Origin of the sequence: Nonomuraea sp. NPDC004580 (genome assembly GCF_040609855.1) — a bacterium.
GTDB lineage: Bacteria > Actinomycetota > Actinomycetes > Streptosporangiales > Streptosporangiaceae > Nonomuraea > Nonomuraea salmonea.
The window spans coordinates 24,817-43,859 of sequence record NZ_JBEXLH010000069.1; the positions used below are offsets into that span (position 1 = coordinate 24,817).

Annotated in this window: 20 protein-coding genes and 1 riboswitch; of the genes, 11 read left to right on the forward strand and 9 right to left on the reverse strand. The window is 72.6% G+C overall.

Going from position 1 to position 19,043, the window contains the following annotated elements; all coding sequences use genetic code 11:
• Positions 1–107 precede the first annotated feature (107 nt).
• Genes ABZW11_RS39800 through alc form a run of 3 tightly spaced genes read left to right on the forward strand, consistent with a single transcriptional unit; the run spans position 108 to position 3,514 of the window.
• Positions 108–1,262: a glycerate kinase gene (locus tag ABZW11_RS39800; protein WP_355429449.1), complete on the forward strand. Its 1,155-nt coding sequence runs from the start codon at positions 108–110 to the stop codon at positions 1,260–1,262.
• Positions 1,259–2,569, forward strand: a complete 1,311-nt coding sequence (gene allB / locus ABZW11_RS39805; protein ID WP_355429452.1) for an allantoinase AllB — start codon at positions 1,259–1,261, stop codon at positions 2,567–2,569. Before ABZW11_RS39800 ends, allB begins: the two co-directional genes overlap by 4 nt.
• Positions 2,570–3,514 (forward strand): allantoicase, encoded by a 945-nt coding sequence (gene alc / locus ABZW11_RS39810; protein WP_355429455.1) that lies wholly within the window; start codon positions 2,570–2,572, stop codon positions 3,512–3,514.
• Between the two features lie 63 nt (positions 3,515–3,577).
• On the opposite strand, the gene pknB is transcribed toward alc, so the two are convergent.
• From pknB to ABZW11_RS39830, 4 genes are all read right to left on the reverse strand, one after another.
• Complete coding sequence (gene pknB, locus ABZW11_RS39815) at positions 3,578–5,533, reverse strand: Stk1 family PASTA domain-containing Ser/Thr kinase (protein WP_355429458.1); 1,956 nt, start codon at positions 5,531–5,533, stop codon at positions 3,578–3,580.
• Between the two features lie 256 nt (positions 5,534–5,789).
• Positions 5,790–6,497, reverse strand: coding sequence for a thiazole synthase (locus ABZW11_RS39820; RefSeq protein ID WP_355429501.1), 708 nt, complete (start codon positions 6,495–6,497; stop codon positions 5,790–5,792).
• Positions 6,498–6,537: 40 nt separating this feature from the next.
• The gene (gene thiS, locus ABZW11_RS39825; protein WP_345401180.1) at positions 6,538–6,738 is read right to left on the reverse strand and encodes a sulfur carrier protein ThiS; all 201 of its coding nucleotides are present in this window, start codon (positions 6,736–6,738) and stop codon (positions 6,538–6,540) included.
• Entirely contained in the window at positions 6,735–7,937 is a 1,203-nt protein-coding gene (locus ABZW11_RS39830) for an FAD-dependent oxidoreductase (RefSeq protein ID WP_355429461.1), read from the reverse strand. Before ABZW11_RS39830 ends, thiS begins: the two co-directional genes overlap by 4 nt.
• A riboswitch (TPP riboswitch) is annotated at positions 7,928–8,044 on the reverse strand. (Overlaps the previous gene by 10 nt.)
• Positions 8,045–8,097: 53 nt before the next feature.
• Here ABZW11_RS39830 and ABZW11_RS39835 point away from each other — a divergent pair.
• From ABZW11_RS39835 to thiE, 3 genes are read left to right on the forward strand one after another with little or no spacing between them, the layout of a single operon-like run.
• Complete coding sequence (locus ABZW11_RS39835; RefSeq protein ID WP_355429463.1) at positions 8,098–9,267, forward strand: FAD-dependent oxidoreductase; 1,170 nt, start codon at positions 8,098–8,100, stop codon at positions 9,265–9,267.
• Between the two features lie 30 nt (positions 9,268–9,297).
• Positions 9,298–9,672 carry an Rv2175c family DNA-binding protein gene (locus ABZW11_RS39840; RefSeq protein WP_355429466.1) on the forward strand — a complete coding sequence of 125 codons (375 nt, stop codon included), beginning with the start codon at positions 9,298–9,300 and terminating at the stop codon, positions 9,670–9,672.
• Complete coding sequence (gene thiE, locus ABZW11_RS39845; protein ID WP_355429469.1) at positions 9,650–10,297, forward strand: thiamine phosphate synthase; 648 nt, start codon at positions 9,650–9,652, stop codon at positions 10,295–10,297. The genes ABZW11_RS39840 and thiE overlap by 23 nt, the downstream gene beginning before the upstream one ends.
• Before the next feature lie 60 nt (positions 10,298–10,357).
• Here the strand turns inward: thiE and ABZW11_RS39850 are convergent, their stop codons facing one another.
• On the reverse strand, positions 10,358–11,425 hold the full coding sequence (locus ABZW11_RS39850) for a polyprenyl synthetase family protein (RefSeq protein WP_355429472.1): 1,068 nt from the start codon (positions 11,423–11,425) through the stop codon (positions 10,358–10,360).
• Between the two features lie 116 nt (positions 11,426–11,541).
• Here ABZW11_RS39850 and metF point away from each other — a divergent pair, with 116 nt between their 5' ends.
• Positions 11,542–12,462 carry a methylenetetrahydrofolate reductase [NAD(P)H] gene (gene metF / locus ABZW11_RS39855; RefSeq protein ID WP_355429475.1) on the forward strand — a complete coding sequence of 307 codons (921 nt, stop codon included), beginning with the start codon at positions 11,542–11,544 and terminating at the stop codon, positions 12,460–12,462.
• A 201-nt stretch (positions 12,463–12,663) separates the two neighbouring features.
• Here the strand turns inward: metF and ABZW11_RS39860 are convergent, their stop codons facing one another.
• Together ABZW11_RS39860 and ABZW11_RS39865 are read right to left on the reverse strand one after the other, a co-directional pair.
• Complete coding sequence (locus ABZW11_RS39860; RefSeq protein WP_355429478.1) at positions 12,664–13,236, reverse strand: GNAT family N-acetyltransferase; 573 nt, start codon at positions 13,234–13,236, stop codon at positions 12,664–12,666.
• 10 nt (positions 13,237–13,246) lie between these two features.
• On the reverse strand, positions 13,247–13,723 hold the full coding sequence (locus ABZW11_RS39865; protein WP_355429481.1) for a YbaK/EbsC family protein: 477 nt from the start codon (positions 13,721–13,723) through the stop codon (positions 13,247–13,249).
• A 99-nt stretch (positions 13,724–13,822) separates the two neighbouring features.
• Here ABZW11_RS39865 and ABZW11_RS39870 point away from each other — a divergent pair, with 99 nt between their 5' ends.
• On the forward strand, positions 13,823–14,650 hold the full coding sequence (locus ABZW11_RS39870) for a L,D-transpeptidase family protein (protein ID WP_355429484.1): 828 nt from the start codon (positions 13,823–13,825) through the stop codon (positions 14,648–14,650).
• On the opposite strand, the gene ABZW11_RS39875 is transcribed toward ABZW11_RS39870, so the two are convergent.
• Positions 14,647–15,207 (reverse strand): hypothetical protein, encoded by a 561-nt coding sequence (locus ABZW11_RS39875; protein ID WP_355429487.1) that lies wholly within the window; start codon positions 15,205–15,207, stop codon positions 14,647–14,649. The two genes, ABZW11_RS39870 and ABZW11_RS39875, sit on opposite strands and share 4 nt — an antisense overlap.
• A gap of 59 nt (positions 15,208–15,266) precedes the next feature.
• Entirely contained in the window at positions 15,267–15,872 is a 606-nt protein-coding gene (locus ABZW11_RS39880; protein ID WP_355429490.1) for a helix-turn-helix domain-containing protein, read from the reverse strand.
• A gap of 95 nt (positions 15,873–15,967) precedes the next feature.
• Between ABZW11_RS39880 and ABZW11_RS39885 the strand changes: the two genes are divergently transcribed.
• From ABZW11_RS39885 to ABZW11_RS39895, 3 genes are all read left to right on the forward strand, one after another.
• A complete protein-coding gene (locus ABZW11_RS39885) occupies positions 15,968–17,158 on the forward strand; it encodes a cytochrome P450 (protein ID WP_355429493.1) in 1,191 nt (396 codons plus the stop codon).
• A gap of 6 nt (positions 17,159–17,164) precedes the next feature.
• Positions 17,165–17,356: a ferredoxin gene (locus ABZW11_RS39890; protein WP_355429495.1), complete on the forward strand. Its 192-nt coding sequence runs from the start codon at positions 17,165–17,167 to the stop codon at positions 17,354–17,356.
• Positions 17,357–17,885: 529 nt separating this feature from the next.
• On the forward strand, positions 17,886–18,332 hold the full coding sequence (locus ABZW11_RS39895) for an SAV_6107 family HEPN domain-containing protein (protein ID WP_355429498.1): 447 nt from the start codon (positions 17,886–17,888) through the stop codon (positions 18,330–18,332).
• Positions 18,333–19,043: the final 711 nt, after the last annotated feature.

Sequence of the window (19,043 nt, forward strand, 5' to 3'; positions counted from 1 at the left end):
GTGAGGTGGGCAGGGCGGGATGTGATGATGAGTCACGCCTTCCTGCCCGCTCGCACCGGGCAGGAAGGCGTGTCAGCACATTGTTCATCATCAGGCGGGAGTTCGTAGTGGTTCAGCACGTTCTGGTAGCCCCCGACAAGTTCAAGGGGTCGCTGACGGCCGCCGAGGTCGCCTCTCACGTCTCGGCGGGGCTGGGCGTGCCGACGGTGGAGCTGCCGGTCGCCGACGGCGGCGACGGCACCGTGGACGCCGCCGTGGCGAGCGGCTACAGCCGGATCACGATCGAGGTCACCGGCCCGACGGGGCAGCGGGTGCCCGCCTCGTACGCCTGGCAGCCCACCGGCACCGCCGTGGTCGAGCTGGCCGAGGCGTCCGGGCTGCGCCGCCTGCCGGGCGGCCCAGAACCGCTGACCGCCACCAGCCGCGGCACCGGCGAGCTGATCGCCGACGCCGTACGCCGCGGCGCCAAGCGCGTCGTGCTCGGCCTCGGCGGCAGCGCCTGCACCGACGGCGGCGCCGGACTGGCCCAGGCGCTCGGCGCCCGCCTCATCGACGCGGAGGGCGATGAGCTGCCGCCCGGCGGCGCCGCGCTCAAGCGGCTCGACCGCATCGACATGTCCGGCTTCCTCGACGTCTCCGGCGTGGAGTTCGTGGTCGCGAGCGACGTGGACAACCCGCTGCTCGGCCCGCACGGCGCCGCCGCCGTCTACGGCCCCCAGAAGGGCGCCACGCCCGGCGACGTCACGACCCTGGAGGCGGGGCTGGCCCGCCTGGCCGCCGTCGCCACCGCCACCCACGGCCTGATGGGCGCGGTCGAGCACGACGACGTCCCGCGCGCGATGGGCGTCGCGGGCGCGCCGGGAGCGGGCGCGGCCGGCGGAGTGGGGTTCGCGGCGCTCGCCTTCCTGCACGCCGAGCTGCGGCCGGGCATCGACTACCTGCTCGACCTGCTCGGGTTCGCCGGGCACGCCGAAGGGGCCCGGCTGGTGATCACGGGGGAGGGCTCGCTGGACGAGCAGACCCTGCGCGGCAAGGCCCCGGCGGGCGTCGCGCGGGCGGCCGCGCGGGCGGGCGTGCCGGTGGTGGCCGTCTGCGGGCGCACCACGCTCTCCGAGGCCGACCTGAAGAGCGCGGGCATCGAGGCCGCGTACGCGCTGACCGACCTCGAGCCCGACACCGGCCGCTGCATGGCCGAGGCGGGCCCGCTGCTCGAACGCCTCGCGGCCAGGATCGCCGCCGAGCGGCTCCCGGAGGGCGAATGACACCGTACGACCTGGTCGTCCGATCCCGCAGGACCGTCACGCCCGACGGCGAGCGGGCCGCGGCCGTCGCCGTGCGCGGCGAGCGGATCGCCGCCCTGCACGACTACACCGCGCCGCTGGAGGCCGCCGAGGACGTCGACCTGCGCGACCTGGCGCTGCTGCCCGGCCTGGTCGACAGCCACGTCCACGTCAACGAGCCGGGCCGCACCCACTGGGAGGGCTTCGACTCCGCCACCAGGGCCGCGGCCGCGGGAGGCGTCACGACGATCGTGGACATGCCGCTCAACAGCCTGCCGCCCACGGTCAGCGCCGAGGCGCTGGAGGTCAAGCTGCGGGCCGCCGAGGGGCAGTGCCACGTGGACACCGCGTTCTGGGGCGGCGCCGTGCCGGGCAACCTCAAGGACCTGCGGCCGCTGCACGAGCGCGGGGTGCGCGGGTTCAAGTGCTTCCTGTCGCCGTCGGGGGTCGACGAGTTCCCGCCGCTGGGCGCGGCCGAGCTGCGCGCGGCGCTGACGGAGGTCGCGGGGTTCGGCGGGCTGATGGCGGTGCACGCCGAGGACCCCGCGCTGCTGGGCGAGCCCGACGGGCCCGGCTACCGCGCGTTCCTCGACTCCCGGCCCGGCGCCGCCGAGCGCAGCGCCGTCGAGCGCGTCGTGCGGCTGGCCGCCGAGACCGGCTGCCGGGTGCACGTCCTGCACGTCTCCAGCGCCGAATGCCTCGACGTGCTGGAGACGGCCAGGGCCGAGGGGGTGCCGGTCTCGGCGGAGACCTGCCCCCACTACCTGACGCTGGCGGCCGAGCAGGTGCCCGAGGGGGAGACGGCGTACAAGTGCTGCCCGCCCATCCGCTCCGGGCGCAACCGCGACCTGCTCTGGGACGGCCTGGCCAGGGGCGTGCTGAGCTGCGTGGTGTCCGACCACTCGCCGTCCACCGCCGACCTCAAGGTGCCCGACTTCGCCGCCGCGTGGGGCGGCATCGCCTCCCTGCAGCTCGGGCTGGCCGCCGTCTGGACCGAGGCCGCGCGCAGGGGCCACACGCTTTCTGACGTGACCCGCTGGATGTCGGCGGCCCCGGCCGAGCTGGCCGCGCTGCCCGGCAAGGGCGCGATCGCGGCCGGGCACGACGCCGACCTCGTGGCGTTCGACCCCGAGGCCGACAACTTGATCGACGCCGCCCGCCTGCACCACAAGAACCCCGTCACCCCCTACCACGGCCGCACACTCAAGGGCGCCGTCCTGACCGCCTGGCTGCGCGGCCGGCCGGTGGACGGCGCGCCGCACGGACGATTCCTGCTGGGAGCGCGATAGATGGACGGCTGCACCCGCCTGCCCGACCTCGCCCTGCGGACGTACGGCGGCTCGGTGGTGGCCGCGAGCGACGAGTCGTTCGCCGAGAAGGAGAGCCTGATCAAGCCAGGACGCCCCGGCTTCCTGCCGGAGACGTTCGGGAACAAGGGGCAGGTGTACGACGGCTGGGAGACCCGCCGCCGCCGCGAGCCCGGCCACGACTGGGCGCTGGTACGCCTCGGGCTGCCCGGCGTGATCCGCGGCGTGGTGATCGACACGGCCTGGTTCAAGGGCAACTATCCGCCCCGGGCGTCCGTCGAGGCCACGTCGGTGGCGGGGCATCCGTCGCCGGCCGAGGTGCTCGCCGCGCCCTGGACCGAGATCGTGCCGCTGTCCGACCTCAAGGGCGACGCCGAGCACCTCTTCCCGGTGACCGACGACGCCCGCTACACCCACGTACGGCTGAACATCCATCCCGACGGCGGCGTCACCCGGCTGCGCGTGCACGGCGAGGTACGTCCCGACCTGTCCCTCTACGACGGCCTCGGCATCGACCTGGCGGCGCTGGCCAACGGCGGCCTGGTCACCGCCTGCTCCGACGAGTTCTACTCCGCGCCCAACAACGTCATCGCCCCCGGCCTGGCCCGCCACCAGGCGGAGGGCTGGGAGACCGCGCGGCGGCGCGACGGCGGCAACGACTGGATCGTCATCAGGCTGGCCGGGCGCGGCGTCGTGAGGCTCGCCGAGATCGACACCACCAACCTGCTGTTCAACGCGCCCGGCGCGGTCGCGCTCACCGGGCTCGACGGCGACCGCGAGGTGGGGCTGCTGCCGAGGACGCGCCTGCAGCCCGACACGCCGCACCGCTTCCGCCTCGGCGCCGACACGCCGGTCACGCACGTGCGCGTGGACATCTACCCGGACGGCGGCCTGGCCCGCGTCCGCCTGCACGGCCACCTGGCCTGACCCTCAGGGCCCTTCGGGGCCGCTCACGAGCGCTGAGCGCCGACCCCGCCGGGGGATCGGCGGTCACTGCCAGAGGATGACCGTGCTGCCCGGCGGGCGCTCGCTGTTGGGCAGCGGCCGCTGGAACTGCACCACGCCGCCGTTGCCCAGCCGCTGCACCCGCACCTGGAACCCCAGCGCCTCCAGCTCCGACTTGGCGTCGTTGACGTTCTTGCCGATGACCCCGGGCACCATCGCGAACTGCTGGTCGTCACGCGCCTCGTTGTCGCCCCTGAACCAGTCGAGGAACGGCGTCTGGCAGCGCGCCACCGTGATCATCGCGGGCGCGCCCTTGTCGACCTCGGACTTGGCCTTCGGGGTCTGGGCGATGACCGTGCACGGCTCGGCGTCGTCGTCGACCTCGTTGACGTGCACCTGGAAGCCCTGCGAGCTGAGGAAGCCGGCCGCCTCGTCCTTCGGCATGCCGTTGACGTCGGGCATGGTGAGCCCGGCGCTGACGAAGATGTTGACCTTCGCGCTCTTCTTGATCTTCTCGCCCACCTGCGGCGAGGTGCGGATCACCTTGTCGCGCTCGACCTGCTGGTTGGGCTGGCGCTTGACGCTGCCGACGGTCAGGCCGGCCCTGGCGATGGCGGCGCGGGCGTCGTTGCCGTTCATGCCGGTGACGTTGGGCACCACGATGCGCTCGGGGCCGAGCGAGAGCGTCAGCGTGACCGTCGAGCCCTCGTCGAGCTCGGTGTCGGCCACCGGGTCGGTGCTCAGCACCAGGCCCTCGGCCATCTTCTCGTCGTACTGGCTCTCGCCCTTGCGCACCTTCAGCCCGGCGCCGACGAGGTCCTTCTCGGCCAGCGCCAGGTCCTTGCCGACCAGGTCGGGCACCTTCACCTGCTCGGGCAGCGAGAAGTACCACCCGGTCAGGCCCACCGCGACGACCATCACCACGGCCAGGACCGCCAGGAACCAGCTCGGCCGGAACCGGCGCTTCTCCGGCAGCTCGGCCCGCGGCTGGATCATCGTGTGGGCCGGCGCCGCCTGCGGCGCCGACGGGGCCGACGCGGCGAACGGGACGGGCCCCGACGCCGGCTGCGCGTGATAGGCCGCAGTGCCAGTGCCCGTGCCAGTGCCAGTGCCCGTGCCAGTGCCCGTGCCAGTGCCGGGCGGGTTGGTCATGCGCGGCAGCACGCGGTGGGTCTCCACCGCCGCCACCAGCATCGCGGTCGCGTCGGCGGGGCGGTCGTGCGGCTCGCGGGCGGTCGCGCTGGCCACCAGCGTGTCGATCAGCGGCGGCACGTCGGGATAGACCGAGGACGGCGCGGGCACGGTGTCGTGGACGTGGCGGTAGGCCACCGACATCGGGGTCTCGCCGTCGTAGGGCTGCTGACCGGTCACCAGCTCGAACAGCATGATGCCGGCGGCGTAGACGTCGCTGCGCACGTCGGCGGCGCCGGTCATCACCTGCTCGGGCGCCATGTAGCCGATCGTGCCGATCAGCACGCCGGTGCGGGTCTGGTTGGTCGCCTCGATCGCCCTGGCCAGGCCGAAGTCGACGACCTTGACCCGGCCGTCGTCGGTCATCAGGACGTTCTCGGGCTTGACGTCGCGGTGCACCATGCCGGCCTGGTGGGCCGCGCCCAGGGCGGCCAGCACCGGGATGAGGATCTCCAGCGCCTCACGGGCCGGCAGCCGGCCGCGCTCGCGCAGGATGTCGCGCAGGGTGCGGCCAGGGACGTATTCCATCGACAGGTAGACGACGTCGTGGTCGGTGCCCTGGTCGAAGACGTGCACCACGTTGGGGTGTGACAGGCTGGCGACCGACTTCGCCTCGCCGATGAACCTTCTGACGAACGCCGGGTCCTCGGCGAGCGAGCGGTGCATGACCTTCAGCGCGACGGTCCGGTCGAGCCGGACGTCCAGCGCGAGGTAGACGGTCGCCATACCGCCCCGGGCGATCCGGCCCTCGATGCGGTAACGCCCATCGAGGAGCCGCCCGACCAGGGGGTCCGCAGTCGTCGTGTCCACCCCGCTGAGTTTACGGGCGTTTTGCCACCGGCATGGCCCTAGCGCCCGAAACCGATGCGGAGACGTTCTCGTCCCGTGTGTGACGGCGATGCGGCAGTGACCCCGGCGTGTCGCCGGGGCGCACGGTGTCACGATGCCGCTCCCGCCGGCCGGGACCAGGGGCCGGGCCTCCGCCGCCCGGTTCGGGTCACGGCTGCGACGCCCGCTTCCCGGCAGAGGCCTCGCCGGCGTCCGTTCAGGAGGCCCGGCGGGCGGCTCAGGGGGTCATCGGTGAGGAGGCCTCGGCGTAGCGGCGGCGCGGAATGCGGCCCGCCTGGGCCGCCTGCCGCCCGGCCACCACCGCGCCCTTCATGGCCGCCGCCATCAGGTCGGGCCGCTGCGCCCGCGTCACGGCCGTGGCCAGCAGCACGGCGTCACAGCCCAGCTCCATCGCCAGCGCGGCGTCGCTCGCCGTACCGATGCCCGCGTCGAGGATCACCGGGACGGACGCGGCCTCCACGATGAGCTCGATGTTGTGCGGGTTGCGGATGCCGAGCCCCGAGCCGATCGGCGCGCCGAGCGGCATCACGGCCGCGCATCCGGCCTGCTCCAGCCGCCGGGCCAGCGCGGGGTCGTCGCCGATGTACGGCAGCACCACGAACCCGTCGGCCACCAGCCGCTCCGCCGCGTCGAACGTCTCGATCGGGTCGGGCAGCAGCGTGCGCTCGTCGGCGATCACTTCGAGCTTGACCCAGTTCGTGCCCAGGGCCTCCCTGGCCAGCCGGGCCGTCAGCACGGCGTCGCCCGCGGTGAAGCAGCCCGCCGTGTTGGGCAGCACCTTGATGCCGCGCCCACGCAGCACGTCGAGCACCGAACCACGGGCCGCGGGGTCGAGCCGCCGCATCGCCACCGTGGTCAGCTCGGTGCCGGACGCCGCCAGCGCCTGGTCCAGCACCTCCAGCGAAGGGGCGCCGCCGGTGCCCATGATGAGCCGGGAGGAGAACTTCTCGCCGGCGATGATCAGCTCATCCACCTTGCACCGCCGTCAGCACCTCCACGCGGTCACGGTCGCTGAGCGCCGTCGTCTCCCAGGCGCCGCGGGTGACCACCTCGTCGTTCACGGCCACGGCCACTCCGGTGGTGGCCGTCGTCAGCGTACGTACGGCCTGCGCCACGGTGGTGCCGTCGGCCAGCTCGTGCGCGGACCCGTTGATGGTAATAATCATGAAATTTCCCGAAATCTCCCCGGCGAGCACAGGGCCGCCAGCTCGCTCTCCTCGCCCATCAGGATGGCCGCCGTCAGCGGGGCCATCAGCACCCCGCCCCGGTGGTGTCCCGTCGCGTACGTCAGCCCCGGCGTCCTGCCGGGACCGATCACCGGCAGGTTGTCGGGCGTGCCGGGACGCAGCCCCGCCACCACGTCGGCGACCTCCAGCTCGGTGACGCCGGGCACCAGCTCCCTGGCGTCGCGCAGCAGCTCGTACAGGCCGCCCGCGGTCACCCTCGTGTCGTAGCCCAGCTCCTCCTGGGTGGCGCCGACCACCAGCTCGCCGTCGCCCCGGGGGACGAGGTAGACCGGCGAGCCGTGGACGGTGCCGCGTACGCAGCGGGTGAGCAGCGGCTGCGGCGAGCGCAGGCGCATGATCTGGCCCTTGACCGGCCGCACCGGCACCTCCGCCAGCTCACCGCTCCACGCCCCGGCCGCCAGCACCACCCGCTCGGCCGCCAGCACCTCGTCTCCGGCTCGTCCGTCCGTGGCGGCGAGGGGTGCGGAACCACGGCCTTCAGCGGGCCCGGCGGGCGGCTCGGCGGGCGGCTCGGCGGGCGGCTCGGCGAGGCGGACGCCGGTGACGGCGCCGTCCGTGCGGACCAGCTCGCTCACGCGGGCCCGCACGATGGGGACGCCGCGCCGCTCCAGGGCGGCCAGCAGCGCCGCCGTCACCCGGCGCGGGTTCACCCACGCGTCGCCCGGCGCCAGCAGCCCGCCGCGCACCGACGGGGCCAGCATCGGCTCAAGCCGCCGGCACTCGCGCCCGGTCAGCCGCTCGACCGGCAGATCCAGCTTCTCCATGAACGCGGCCAGCTCATCGAGCGCCGCCATGTCATCGGCTCCGAACGCCACGTCGAGCGTCCCCTCGGCCCGCAGATCCAGCCCGCTCACCCCTTCGGGTCCAGCGGGTGGAAGGGCGGCGTCCTCGGCCAGGGCGGCGGCGAAGGCGGGCCAGCGGCGCAGGGCCGCGACGCCCAGCCGCAGCAGCGGCGCCTCGGTGTAGGTGACCTCGCTGACCGGCGCCAGCATCCCGGCGGCCGCGTGGGAGGCCCCGGAGGCGGGTGCCGGGTCGACGACGGTGACCGGCCGCCCCTCGCGCGCCAGCCGCCAGGCCACGGACAGCCCGACGACCCCGCCGCCCACGATCACATCCATGATCCGCTCCCTTCGCCGGCATGATCCGGATCAGGTGTCTTGCGGTCGAAGGCCCGCTGCAGCCTTCCTCTCAGCCCGGTCACGGCCGGACTCCCGCGCGTCTTTCCGTCCACAGCCTACGGCCTCGGTGCCGGGTCCACGCACCGCCCCCGTTATGGTCATGACCGTGGAGCATGTCGTGGTGGTGGGAGCGGGCCTGTCGGGAGTGCGCACGGTGGAGGCCCTGCGCGGGCGCGGCTATGCCGGTCGCCTGACGCTGCTGGGCCAGGAGCGCCATCGCCCCTACGACCGCCCGCCGCTGTCGAAGGCGGTGCTCAAGGGCGATGCCGACACCAGCTTCATCGACACCGACCTCGAGCGGCTCCAGGCCGACTTCCGTCCAGGGGTCGCGGCGAAGTCGCTGCGCGCGGGCGTCGTGGAGACCACCGAGGGCGAGCTCGACTACGACGGCCTGGTCATCGCGACCGGCGCCGACCCGATCAGGCTGCCGGGCGACGGCCCTCAGCACGTCCTGCGCACCCTCGACGACGCCCATGAGCTGCGCGTGATGCTCGTCCCAGGGGCGCGGGTCACGGTCATCGGCGCGGGCTGGATCGGCGCCGAGGTGGCGACGGCCGCCCGCCGCGCCGGCTGCACGGTGACGGTCATCGAGGCCGCGCGGGCCCCGCTCGCCAGCGCGGTGGGCACCGAGCTCGGCGCTCGCACGATCCCCTGGTACGACGGCATCGACCTGCGCCTCGGCACCATGGTCGAGTCGGTCGACGAGGGCGGAGTCCGGCTGGTGGGCGGCGAGTTCGTCGAATCCCACGTCGTCGTCACCGGCATCGGCGTGCGCCCGGCCGTCGAGTGGCTGGCCGACGCCGACATCGACCTGCACAACGGCGTCGTCACCGACGAGCACCTGCGCACCTCGCTGCCCGGGGTGGTCGCCGTGGGCGACTGCGCCGCCTGGTGGTCGCGCCGCTGGGGCGCCCGCCTCAGGGTCGAGCACTGGGACACCGCGATCAACGCCCCCGAGGTCGCCGCCGCGACGCTGATGGGGGAGGAGGCGGTCTACGACCCGGTGCCGTACTTCTGGTCGGAGCAGTTCGGCCACATGCTCCAATACGCCGGCCACCACGCGTCGGGCGAGCGGATCGTGCACCGGGGCGAGCCCGAGGGCAAGTGGTCGGCCGTCTGGCTCACGGCGGACGATACGCTTGCCGCGGTGCTGGCCGTGGACCGGCCGCGCGATCTCGTCCAGGGCCGGCGCATCATCGAGGCGGGTCACCGGCTGGACACGGAACGCCTGGTAGATCCACAAGTGCCCCTACGAGATTGTGTTGTTTGAGCAAGGACGGCATGTGGTAGTTGTGGTTTCGTGACGCTTTCTGTTGCACAGATCGACCGGGAGACCGACCAGCTCGTCGACGAGTGGCTCACCCTCCCCGAAGTGGCCTCACGCCTCGATCTCCCGATCGGGCGGGCCAAGCAACTCCTGAAGGACCACAAGCTGCTCGGCGTGCGCCGCGGCAGCGGCGGGCCACAGGTGCCCGCGGTGTTCCTCGACGGAAAGGACGTGATGAAGGGCCTGCCAGGCACGCTCACCGTGCTCCAGGACGCCGGCTACGACGACGTCGAGGCGCTGCGCTGGCTCTTCACCCCCGACGAGTCACTGCCAGGCTCGCCCATCGAGGCGATCAGGGCGGGCCGTCACACAGAGGTCAAGCGGCGTGCCCAAGCCCTCGCTTTCTGAGGCCCGCCTCTATCTCTGCACAGACGGCCGCCGCGACCGCGGCGATCTGGCGGAGTTCCTCGACGCGGTGCTGGCCGGCGGTGTGGACATCATCCAGCTGCGGGAGAAGGGCCTGGAGGCACGCGAAGAACTCGCGCTCCTCGAAGTCTTCCGCGACGCCTGTGACCGGCACGGAAAACTGCTCGCTGTCAACGACCGGGCGGACATCGCCTACGCCTCCCGGCCCGACGTGCTCCACCTGGGGCAGGACGACCTTCCCGTGACTGTCGCGCGAGAGATACTCGGCGACGACGTCGTCATCGGACGGTCCACCCACTCCGCGGCCGAGGCGTCCGCCGCGGCCGTGGAGGAGGGCGTCGACTACTTCTGCTGCGGCCCGATCTGGCCGACGCCGACCAAGCCGGGCCGCCCGGCGCCGGGGCCGCCACTGCTGCGGCACGCGGCGGCGCTCGGCACCTCGCGGCCGTGGTTCGGCATCGGCGGCATCGACCTGGGCAACCTGGACGAGGTGATGGCGTACGGCGTGAGCCGCGTGGTGGTCGTCCGCGCGATCACCGACGCCGGCGACCCGGGTGCGGCCGCCGCCGAGTTCGCCAAGCGGCTGGCCGCGGGGCCGGCCCGCTGAGCCTGCGAGGCGCCCGCGCTTCCCCGCGCGGGCGCCTCCTTACCCGCGGGCTTGGCGGGGTCAGGTTTTGCGGGACGTCGCCGCGATCGCCAGCTCGGTCAGCGCCTCGCGCGCCTCAGGGGTGACCGGCGCCGCGTCGAGCGTGGCCAGCGCCTGGCCGAGATAACCGGAGATGAGGTCCTCGCACTCCTGCAGCGCCCCGGTGTCCTCGATGATGCCGCGCAGCTCCGCCACACCCTGCTCGTCCAGCCCTGGGTCGCCGAGCAGCCGGCGTACGGTGGCCGCGGCGGCGGGGGAGGCGGCGGCGAGGGTGCGGGCCACGAGCATCGTGCGCTTGCCCTCCCGCAGGTCGTCACCGGCCGGCTTGCCCGTCCGCGCCGGGTCGCCGAAGACTCCCAGGATGTCGTCGCGCAGCTGGAAGGCGATGCCGACGCGCTGGCCGTAGCCGGTGCACAGCTCGTCCATCCACGGCGCCTCCTTCCGGGCGGCGAGCACCAGGCCGAGCCGCAGCGGCTGCTCCACCGAGTATCTGCCGCTCTTGAACAGCGCCACCCGCAGCGCCGAGTCGAACGTGTTCTCCCCGGTGGCCTGCTCCAGCAGGTCGAGGTATTGGCCGCACATCAGCTCGCTGCGCATGTGGTCGTGGACGGGCCGGGCCGCGTCCAGCGCCTCGCGCGGCAGCCCGGACGTCCGCCACATCTCGCCCGACCAGAGCAGCAGCAGGTTGCCCAGCAGGATCGCCGCGCCCTCGCCGAACTGCCCGGACGAGCCGTGCCAGCCCGCCTCCTCGTGCATCGCCTGGAAGCGGCGGTGCGCCGACGGCATGCCCCTGCGCAGGTCGCTCTTGTCCATCACGTCGTCGTGCACCAGCGCGCTGGCCTGCAGCAGCTCCAGGGAGGCGGCGGCGGCGAAGACGCCGGGCACGTCGGTGCCCCCTGCGCCCCGCCACCCCCAGTAGCAGAACGCGGGCCGCAGCCGCTTGCCTCCCGACAGCAACGCGTCGGCGGCCGTGCGCAGCGGCGCGAACTCGGGCTCGCCCCCGGCGGGGAGCTTCCGTTCGACGAACTCGGCGAGGGCGCGCTCCACCTGGGCGCGCAGGATCTCCATGCCGGCGGCGTCAGTGGTCATGCCTTGAGACTAGTGGCCGGGGGAGCGGGCTTCGATCTCGGCTTCGATCTCGGCTTCGATCTCCAGGTGCCGCTCTGGCCGGTGCGCGCGGAGGTTGTCGGGGTAGCCTTGTCGGCATGGCTCTTGGTCGACCCTCCATCCGGCCCGATCGCGTCCCCACCGTCCGCGACATGCTGGCCTCCGGTGCCCGGTCGTTCTCGTTCGAGTTCTTCCCGCCGAAGACCGACGAGGGCGAGCGGCAGCTGTGGCGCGCGATCAGGGAGCTCGAGTCGCTGCGGCCCACGTTCGTCTCGGTGACCTACGGCGCGGGCGGCTCCACCCGCGACCGGACGGTCGACATCGTCGAGCGCATCGCCCACGACACCACACTCACCCCGGTGGCCCACTTCACGGCCGTCAACCACTCCGTGCGCGAGCTGCGCCACCTCGTCGGCCGCTTCGCCGACGCGGGCGTGCGCAACATCCTCGCCGTACGCGGTGACCCGCCCGGCGATCCCACCGCCGACTGGGTGCCCCACCCCGAGGGCGTTCTTTACGCCGAGGACCTCGTGCGGCTGATCCGGCAGTCCGGCGACTTCTGCGTGGGCGTGGCGGCCTTCCCCTACAAGCATCCGCGCTCGCCGTCCATCGAGTCCGACACCGAATACTTCGTCCGCAAGTGCCAGGCGGGCGCCGACTACGCGATCACGCAGATGTTCTTCCAGGCCGACGACTACCTGCGGCTGCGCGACCGGGTGGCGGCCAGGGGCTGTGACACGCCGATCATCCCGTGCATCATGCCGGTCACCCAGATGAGCACGATCGCCCGCTCCGAGCAGCTGTCGGGGGCGCCGTTCCCGCCCGACGTCGCGGCCCGCTTCGAGGCGGTCAAGGACGACCCGGCGGCGGTGCGGCGGCTGGGCATCGACCACGGGGTGGAGCTGTGCCAGCGGCTGCTCGACGAGGGCGCACCCGGCATCCACTTCATCACGTTCAACCGGTCGAGCGCGTCGCGTGAGGTGTTCCAGCGGCTGGAGCTCGCAAGCCTGCCGGCGTAGAACCTACCCGTGGAGAAATGGCCCGCGTAGAAATGGCCCGTGTAGAAATGGCCCGTCACCCGCCCGCAGGGGGACCGGGCGGGTGACGGGCAGGGGACACTAGACGGTGGGTAAAGGGTCGGCTACTTTCCGTCATGAATGGTGCCCGTGCGTCATCGCCGGTAAACATGGGGTCACGCCGTCTTCAGCTCGCCCGGCTGCTCAGGTCAGGGGGAGGCGGCGGCCCGCGATCGCGTATTCCTCGTGGCCGCCGGGGAAGACGAAGTTGGTGAGCAGGTCCATGAAGCCCATGCCGGCGTAAAGGTGGCGGGCCGCCGTGGGCTGGTCGTGGGTCGACAGGATGGCCGTACGCTCGTGACGCCCGGCGCACAGTGTCCTGATCATCTGGCGGCCGATGCCCTTGCCCTGGTAGTCGGGGTGCACGTGGATCTCGGCCAGCTCGAAGGCGTGGCCCATCCAGGCGTGCGCGGCCTCCTGGCCGATGCGGTCGGCCAGGCCGCGGACGACGACGTCGTGCCACCACTGGCCCGGCGCGCCCCTGAAGCCGTAGGCGAAGCCCACGATCCGGGGTTCCGGAGCCGCCAAATCTGGGGATGAATCACGCAATTCCGCGAAATAGCACTGAAAATGGGGATACGTCGCGTGATTGCGCATGATGGTCTGGCGGCCGGCGATCTGGTCGAGAGGCGGGTTCATGGCCGCCGTGTAAATGCCGATCACCGTGTCCAGCCGTTCGGTGAACTGGGCCGGACCGGCTCCGCGAAACTCGATCACCCGTCGCACACTACTCGACGTCCACCGGCGTACCCCCGGTGATCCGCACCAGCTCGTCGAACGTCGTCGGAAAGACCGTGTGCGGGTGGCCGCCGGCCGCCCACACCACCTCGTGCTTGCTCAGCCAGTTGTCCACCAGCGTCCGCACCGGGGCGGGATGCCCGACCGGGGCCACCCCGCCGATGGGCTGGCCGGTCGCCGCCCTGACGAACTCCGGCGTGGCCCGGCGGACCCGCTCGGCGCCCGCCGTACGGGCGATCAGCTCGACGTCCACGCGGTGGGCGCCGCTGGTCAGGACGAGCAGCGGAGCGCCGTCGGCGTCGAAGATCAGGCTGTTGGCGATGGCGCCCACGTCGCAACCCAGCTGGGCGGCGGCCGCCGCGGCGGTGGGGGCCTTCTCCGGCAGGACCACGATCTCGCCGTGTGCTCCGCGTTCGCGCAGCGCGGACTCGACGACGACGGCGTTCGACGGCAACTTCTCAGGCATGGGGACACTCTAAACAGATTGGCCGCCCGATTACTCCCACAAAGGTCCTGGTGTAGGGTCCCGTGATCACTTATGTACGGAATGTGAGAGGTGGTACCTGTGGGGTTTCCACGGCTGGCCGGGGTGGCTGCCCTCCTGACGGCCGGCGCGGTCGTCGTCTCGGGGTGCGGAACACAGATCGCGTCGCGTACGGCCGCCCCGCCCCCGAGCGGCTCCGCCGCCTCCGTCGCGCCTCCCGCGGCGGCGAAGAGCGCCCCTTCCGCCGACCCCGGGCTCGCGGTCGAGGCGCCGCGCAAGACGTTACGGCTGGGCGCCAAGGGATCGGCGGTCAAGTGGCTGCAGAAGCGGCTGACCGAGCTCGGCTACCGGCCGGGCAAGGCCGACGGGCGCTACGGCGGCACCACGCTGGCCGCCGTGTGGGCGTTCCAGAAGGTCAACGGCATCAAGCCGACCAGCACCATCGCCCGCCGCACCTGGCAGGCGCTGGAGACGCCGACGGCGCCGCGGGTGCTGGTCCGCAACGGCCGGCCCACCCGCGCGGAGGTCGACCTCACCAAGCAGGTCATGGTCCTGTACGTGCGCGGCAAGGTGAAGCTGATCACCCACGTGTCGTCGGGCAGCGACATCCCCTATTGCGAGACCACCACCTGGCAGGGCAAGAAGCAGCGCTTCTGCGGCTCGGCCAGCACCCCCACCGGCAACTACCGGACGACGTGGCGGGTGAGCGGGTGGCACAGGTCCTACCTCGGCCAGCTCTACAACCCCATCTTCTTCAACGGCGGCATCGCCTTCCACGGCGCGCTGTCGGTCCCCCTCCATCCCGCCTCGCACGGCTGCGTCCGCATGCCGATGAACGTGGCGGCGGAGCTGCCCGGCCTGCTCGGCAAGGGCGTGCCGGTGCACGTCAGGGGCAGGTTCCGCCGCTAGCTCCCCGCCTGGGCCGCTGAGCTCTGCGGGCTCTCCTGGCTCTTCTTGGCCGCCGCCGCGCGCCTGCCGTCGGCGGCGGCCATCACCATGCCGGCGGACTGCGCCAGCCCGCCGAGCAGGATCAGGTACGCCGCGTACGACTGCCAGCCGGGCAGGCCCGCCACGAACCCGGACTGCCCGGTCAGCCCCGCCAGCGCCCTGGCCGGGTTGATCAGCGCGACGGCGAAGGCCAGCGTGTACGGCAGGACCAGCACGCCCGAGACCACCAGCAGCGCCGTGCGGCCCCTGCGCGGGCGGCGCAGCAGCAGGCCGATGACCAGATAGGCGAGCGCCACCAGCCCGGCGAGCAGCGCCGTCAGCAGGATCATCTGCCAGGCGTCCGTGCCCGTGGACGTCATGCCCGAGTCGTCGATCGTGCCGCCCTCCCACTTGGGGTCGGCGATCTGCGCCCGCACCGCCGCGCGGACGCCCAGGTGGCCGGCGCCCGCGTACGCCGCCGCCAGCACGGGACCCAGGGCCAGCAGCACGAGCCCGGCCGGTCGCCCGATTCGCGCCATGCGCGCTCCTCTCCGCTCGTTCGGGGTTCTTGGAGACAGCCTCTCACCGGATGCCGGTGCTAGCCGAGCGCGCGCAGCCCGGCCAGCGCGATCTCGCCGGCCCGCCGTACGGTGGCCATGATCTCCTCAACGGACCGGTTCTCGTCGACGTCCGTCATCACCGCCACCATGATCGCGCCGATCAGCGCGCCGACCGTCGCGCCCGCCTCGGAGAGGGTGAGCCGGTCGCGGAACGCCTCGTGCAGCGCCTTGGCCAGCATGAGCTGGCTGTCCAGCAGCACGTGCAGCGCCCGCGCCTGCAGGGACGGCACGGTCAGGACGAGCCGCGCGCGCACCGCGGCGGCGTCGAACGTGCCGGCGCCCGCGATGGCCTGCCCGATGCTGTCGTCGATGAGCTGCAGCAGCAGGTCGGCCACCGTGTCGCCGGGCCGCCTGGCCGAAAGCCGTGCCAGCGCCCCTTCGAGGCGGGCGCCGGCGTCGTAGAAGAGCACGTCCTCCTTGCTGGCGAAGTAGCTGAAGAACGTGCGCGTGGACACGTCGGCCTCCGCGGCGATCTCCGCGAGCGTCGTCTCCTCGAAGCCCTTCTCCTCGAACAGCCGCATCGCCGCCTGAATCAGCGCCTGGCGCGTGCGCTGCTTCTTGCGCTCTCGCAGTCCCTCAGCCATGGCGGCACTATAGTGCACCCGGTTATTTTTTACACTCGTTGCAGTTTTTCATCCCGCGAGGTTTTCTGGAGAGGTAGCGAGGAAAGGAGCCGAACATGTCCGAAGTCACCCTGGTCACCGCTCGCCAGCGCCCGCTCGACCCGCCGGACGAGGTCACCGGCCTGCGACGGGACGGGGCGATCCACCGCATGAGATACGCGGACGGGCACCTGGGGTGGCTCGTCACCGGGTACGCCGCCGCCCGCGCGGTGCTCGCCCACCCCCACCTCAGCAACCACCCCGAGGGGCACCACCCGCCTATCGCCTCCACCCGGGCCGAGCTCGCCGAACGCGGCTTCAAGCTGCCGCCCGGGTTCTTCCTGCGCATGGACGCCCCCGAGCACACCCGCTACCGCAAGCTGCTGACCGGGCAGTTCACCGTGCGGCGGATGAAGACCCTCGAACCGCGCATCGCCGAGATCACCCGCGACTGCATCGACGCCATGGAGGCCAAGGGCGGGCCGGTGGACCTGGTGGAGGAGTTCGCGCTGCCGATCCCCTCGCTGGTCATCTGCGAGCTGCTCGGGGTGCCGTACGACGACAGGGAGATGTTCCAGACGGAGTCGAAGAAGCTCTTCGACATCGAGGCGTCGGCGGACGACGCGATGGCGGCGCTGGGACGGGTCTGGGCGTACCTGCACGGGCTCATCCGGCAGAAGCGCGAGCGGCCGGCCGACGACCTGCTCAGCGGGCTCCTGGAGGGCGGTGAGCTCAACGACGACGAGCTCACCGGAGTCGGGGTGCTCCTGCTGATCGCCGGGCACGAGACGACCGCCAACATGCTGGGGCTGGGCACGTACGCGCTGCTGACCGACCCCGATCAGCTCGCCGCGCTGCGCGACGACCCCTCCCTGGTGGACAACGCCGTCGAGGAACTGCTGCGGCACCTCACGATCATCCACCTCGGGCCCACCCGCGTGGCCAGGCAGGACGTCGAGATCGACGGCGTCACGATCAAGGCGGGCGAGACCGTCACCCTCCACCTGCCCGCCGCCAACCGCGACCCCGAGCGCTTTCCCGGCGGCGACCACCTCGACATCACCCGCCCCGCCGGCGGGCACCTCACCTTCGGCCACGGCATCCACCAGTGCCTCGGTCAGCAGCTCGCCCGCGCCGAGATGCGCATCGCGTACCCGGCACTGCTGGAGCGCCTGCCTGGCCTACGCTTGGCGGTAACACCCGAGGAGGTGCCGATGCGCTCGAAAATGTCGATCTATGGGGTGCACCGCCTCCCTGTCACTTGGTAGGTCACCATGAAAATCAAGGCAGACGAATCGGTGTGCATCGGGGCGGGCATGTGCGCGCTGACGGTGCCCAAGATCTTCGACCAGAGTGAGGACGAAGGCACGGTGGTGCTGTTGCAGGACGTGCCGCCCCAGGAGCTGGAGGACGCCGTGCGCCGCGCTGTGACCCTCTGCCCGTCGGGGGCGATCTCAGTCGAGTGAGGACCACCCTCCGGGTCGTCTGACGCCGTCCTGGGGCGGTCTCCCGGCGGCCTCCGGGCCGTCTGATCCGTCATAAGGGCCGTTCACGGCGGCCCGTCACACCGTTTTGCCGCCGCCGCCGCGACCTGGGTCGCGGCGGCGGTTCGCTATGTCGCACGCCCTGCTTCCTGCGCCTTCCTGTGCCGTATGCCCTTCGCTTCAAGGTCATCGAACCTTTGTTCGCGAACCGGTTGACAACTGGGCGTGATCGAAATTATGTTCGATCTAGTGACGGTGGGGCTCGCGGCTCAACGTCACCAGGACCTGGTCGCGGGCCATCGCTTCCCCAAGCGAGCCCCGCGGCCAGGCTCCTCGGGCGAAGGGCACGTCCTCGTCGTCGGCGGAGACGAGTGGGCGTGTCCTGGCCGGACGGGGAGAGGGGAAGCTCCTCGTCCGGCCGGCCCGGCGGAAATGTCGGTGGCGTCTGCGATTGTTGTCACCACCGGCGGAGACGCCGGCGCCGCCCACGACTCCAAAGGAGGCGCGCAAGATGGCACCACGGCCTAGAGAAACGCCCGGGCCCCGGCTGTCGCCTGCGGTTCGGGCACACCTGACCGATTCCCGTTCCTGCCTGGCGGAGGCGAGCGCCGCTCGCACCCCCGCATCCCGCTACGTCGCCGCCCATCTGGCGGCCCTGCGCGCGGCCGCGGCCCTGCTGGCCGCCCGCCCCAGGCCCACGGAGGGCCGCAGGCGACGCCTGCGCAGCGCGTGGGAGCAGTTGCCCGAGGCCGAGCCCGCGCTGGCCGAGTGGGCCGCCTACTTCTCGATGACCGCCGCCAAGCGCGCCGCCGCCGAGGCGGGCATGGTGCGGCGGGTCAGCCAGGCCGACGCCGACGAGATCCTCGCCGAGGCCGAGACCTTCGTCTGCACCATCGAAGACCTCCTCGGCGTGCCGGGCCAGCCACAACTGCCAGTGGACGTCCCACTGGCAGGCTGACCCCCAGCCATCCCCAGCCCCCTGGCAACCGACGCGAGGCCCCGCCTGCCCGCCGCAGGGACTGACACCACGGTCGCGGGCGAACGCGTCCTCACCCGCGCCCAGCCGCCCCCGCACCCCTGGCCGGGTTGTTCACGCGAGGTTCCGCTTCCACCGCCGCGAGGGTCCGACACCACGGCCTCGGCCAAACGGTTGCGGCGAACGCGACCTGTCCCGCTGCTTGCGCCCTCACCCCGCTACGGCAGGCGAACCCGCCATGGCATCCTGACCCCACCTCCCCGCAGCGACCACGTCCCTTCTGCCGGTCGGCGAGCCGCCGTCGCGGCAGGCTGACGCCACTATCGTCGCAGGGGTCGTGCCGCATCTCGGCGCGGACCCTCTCACCGGGCAACGGGCTGCCCCCGCCCCGGCGGGCTGTCCGCGCATCTCCCTGCTGGACGGCTTCTTGCCCTCGCGGCTTGCCTGCCGCTTCGCCGCGGCAGGCAAGCGTCACCCCGTCGCGGCAAGCTGACCGGCTCTCACGCCGTGCGGGTCCTCCGGTGCGGGTTCTCAGCCGAGCTTGTCCGGTCGGCGGTTCTCGTGCCGGCGCGCCGGTTATGGGGCTGGGCGGTGCTTGGTTGCTTTCTGCGGGGATGTGAACGTGGGGGGTGGGTGACCGGTCACTTCGGGCTCTGCGTGGCTTTCATGACCGTTCTGGGGGCGTTTTTTTTG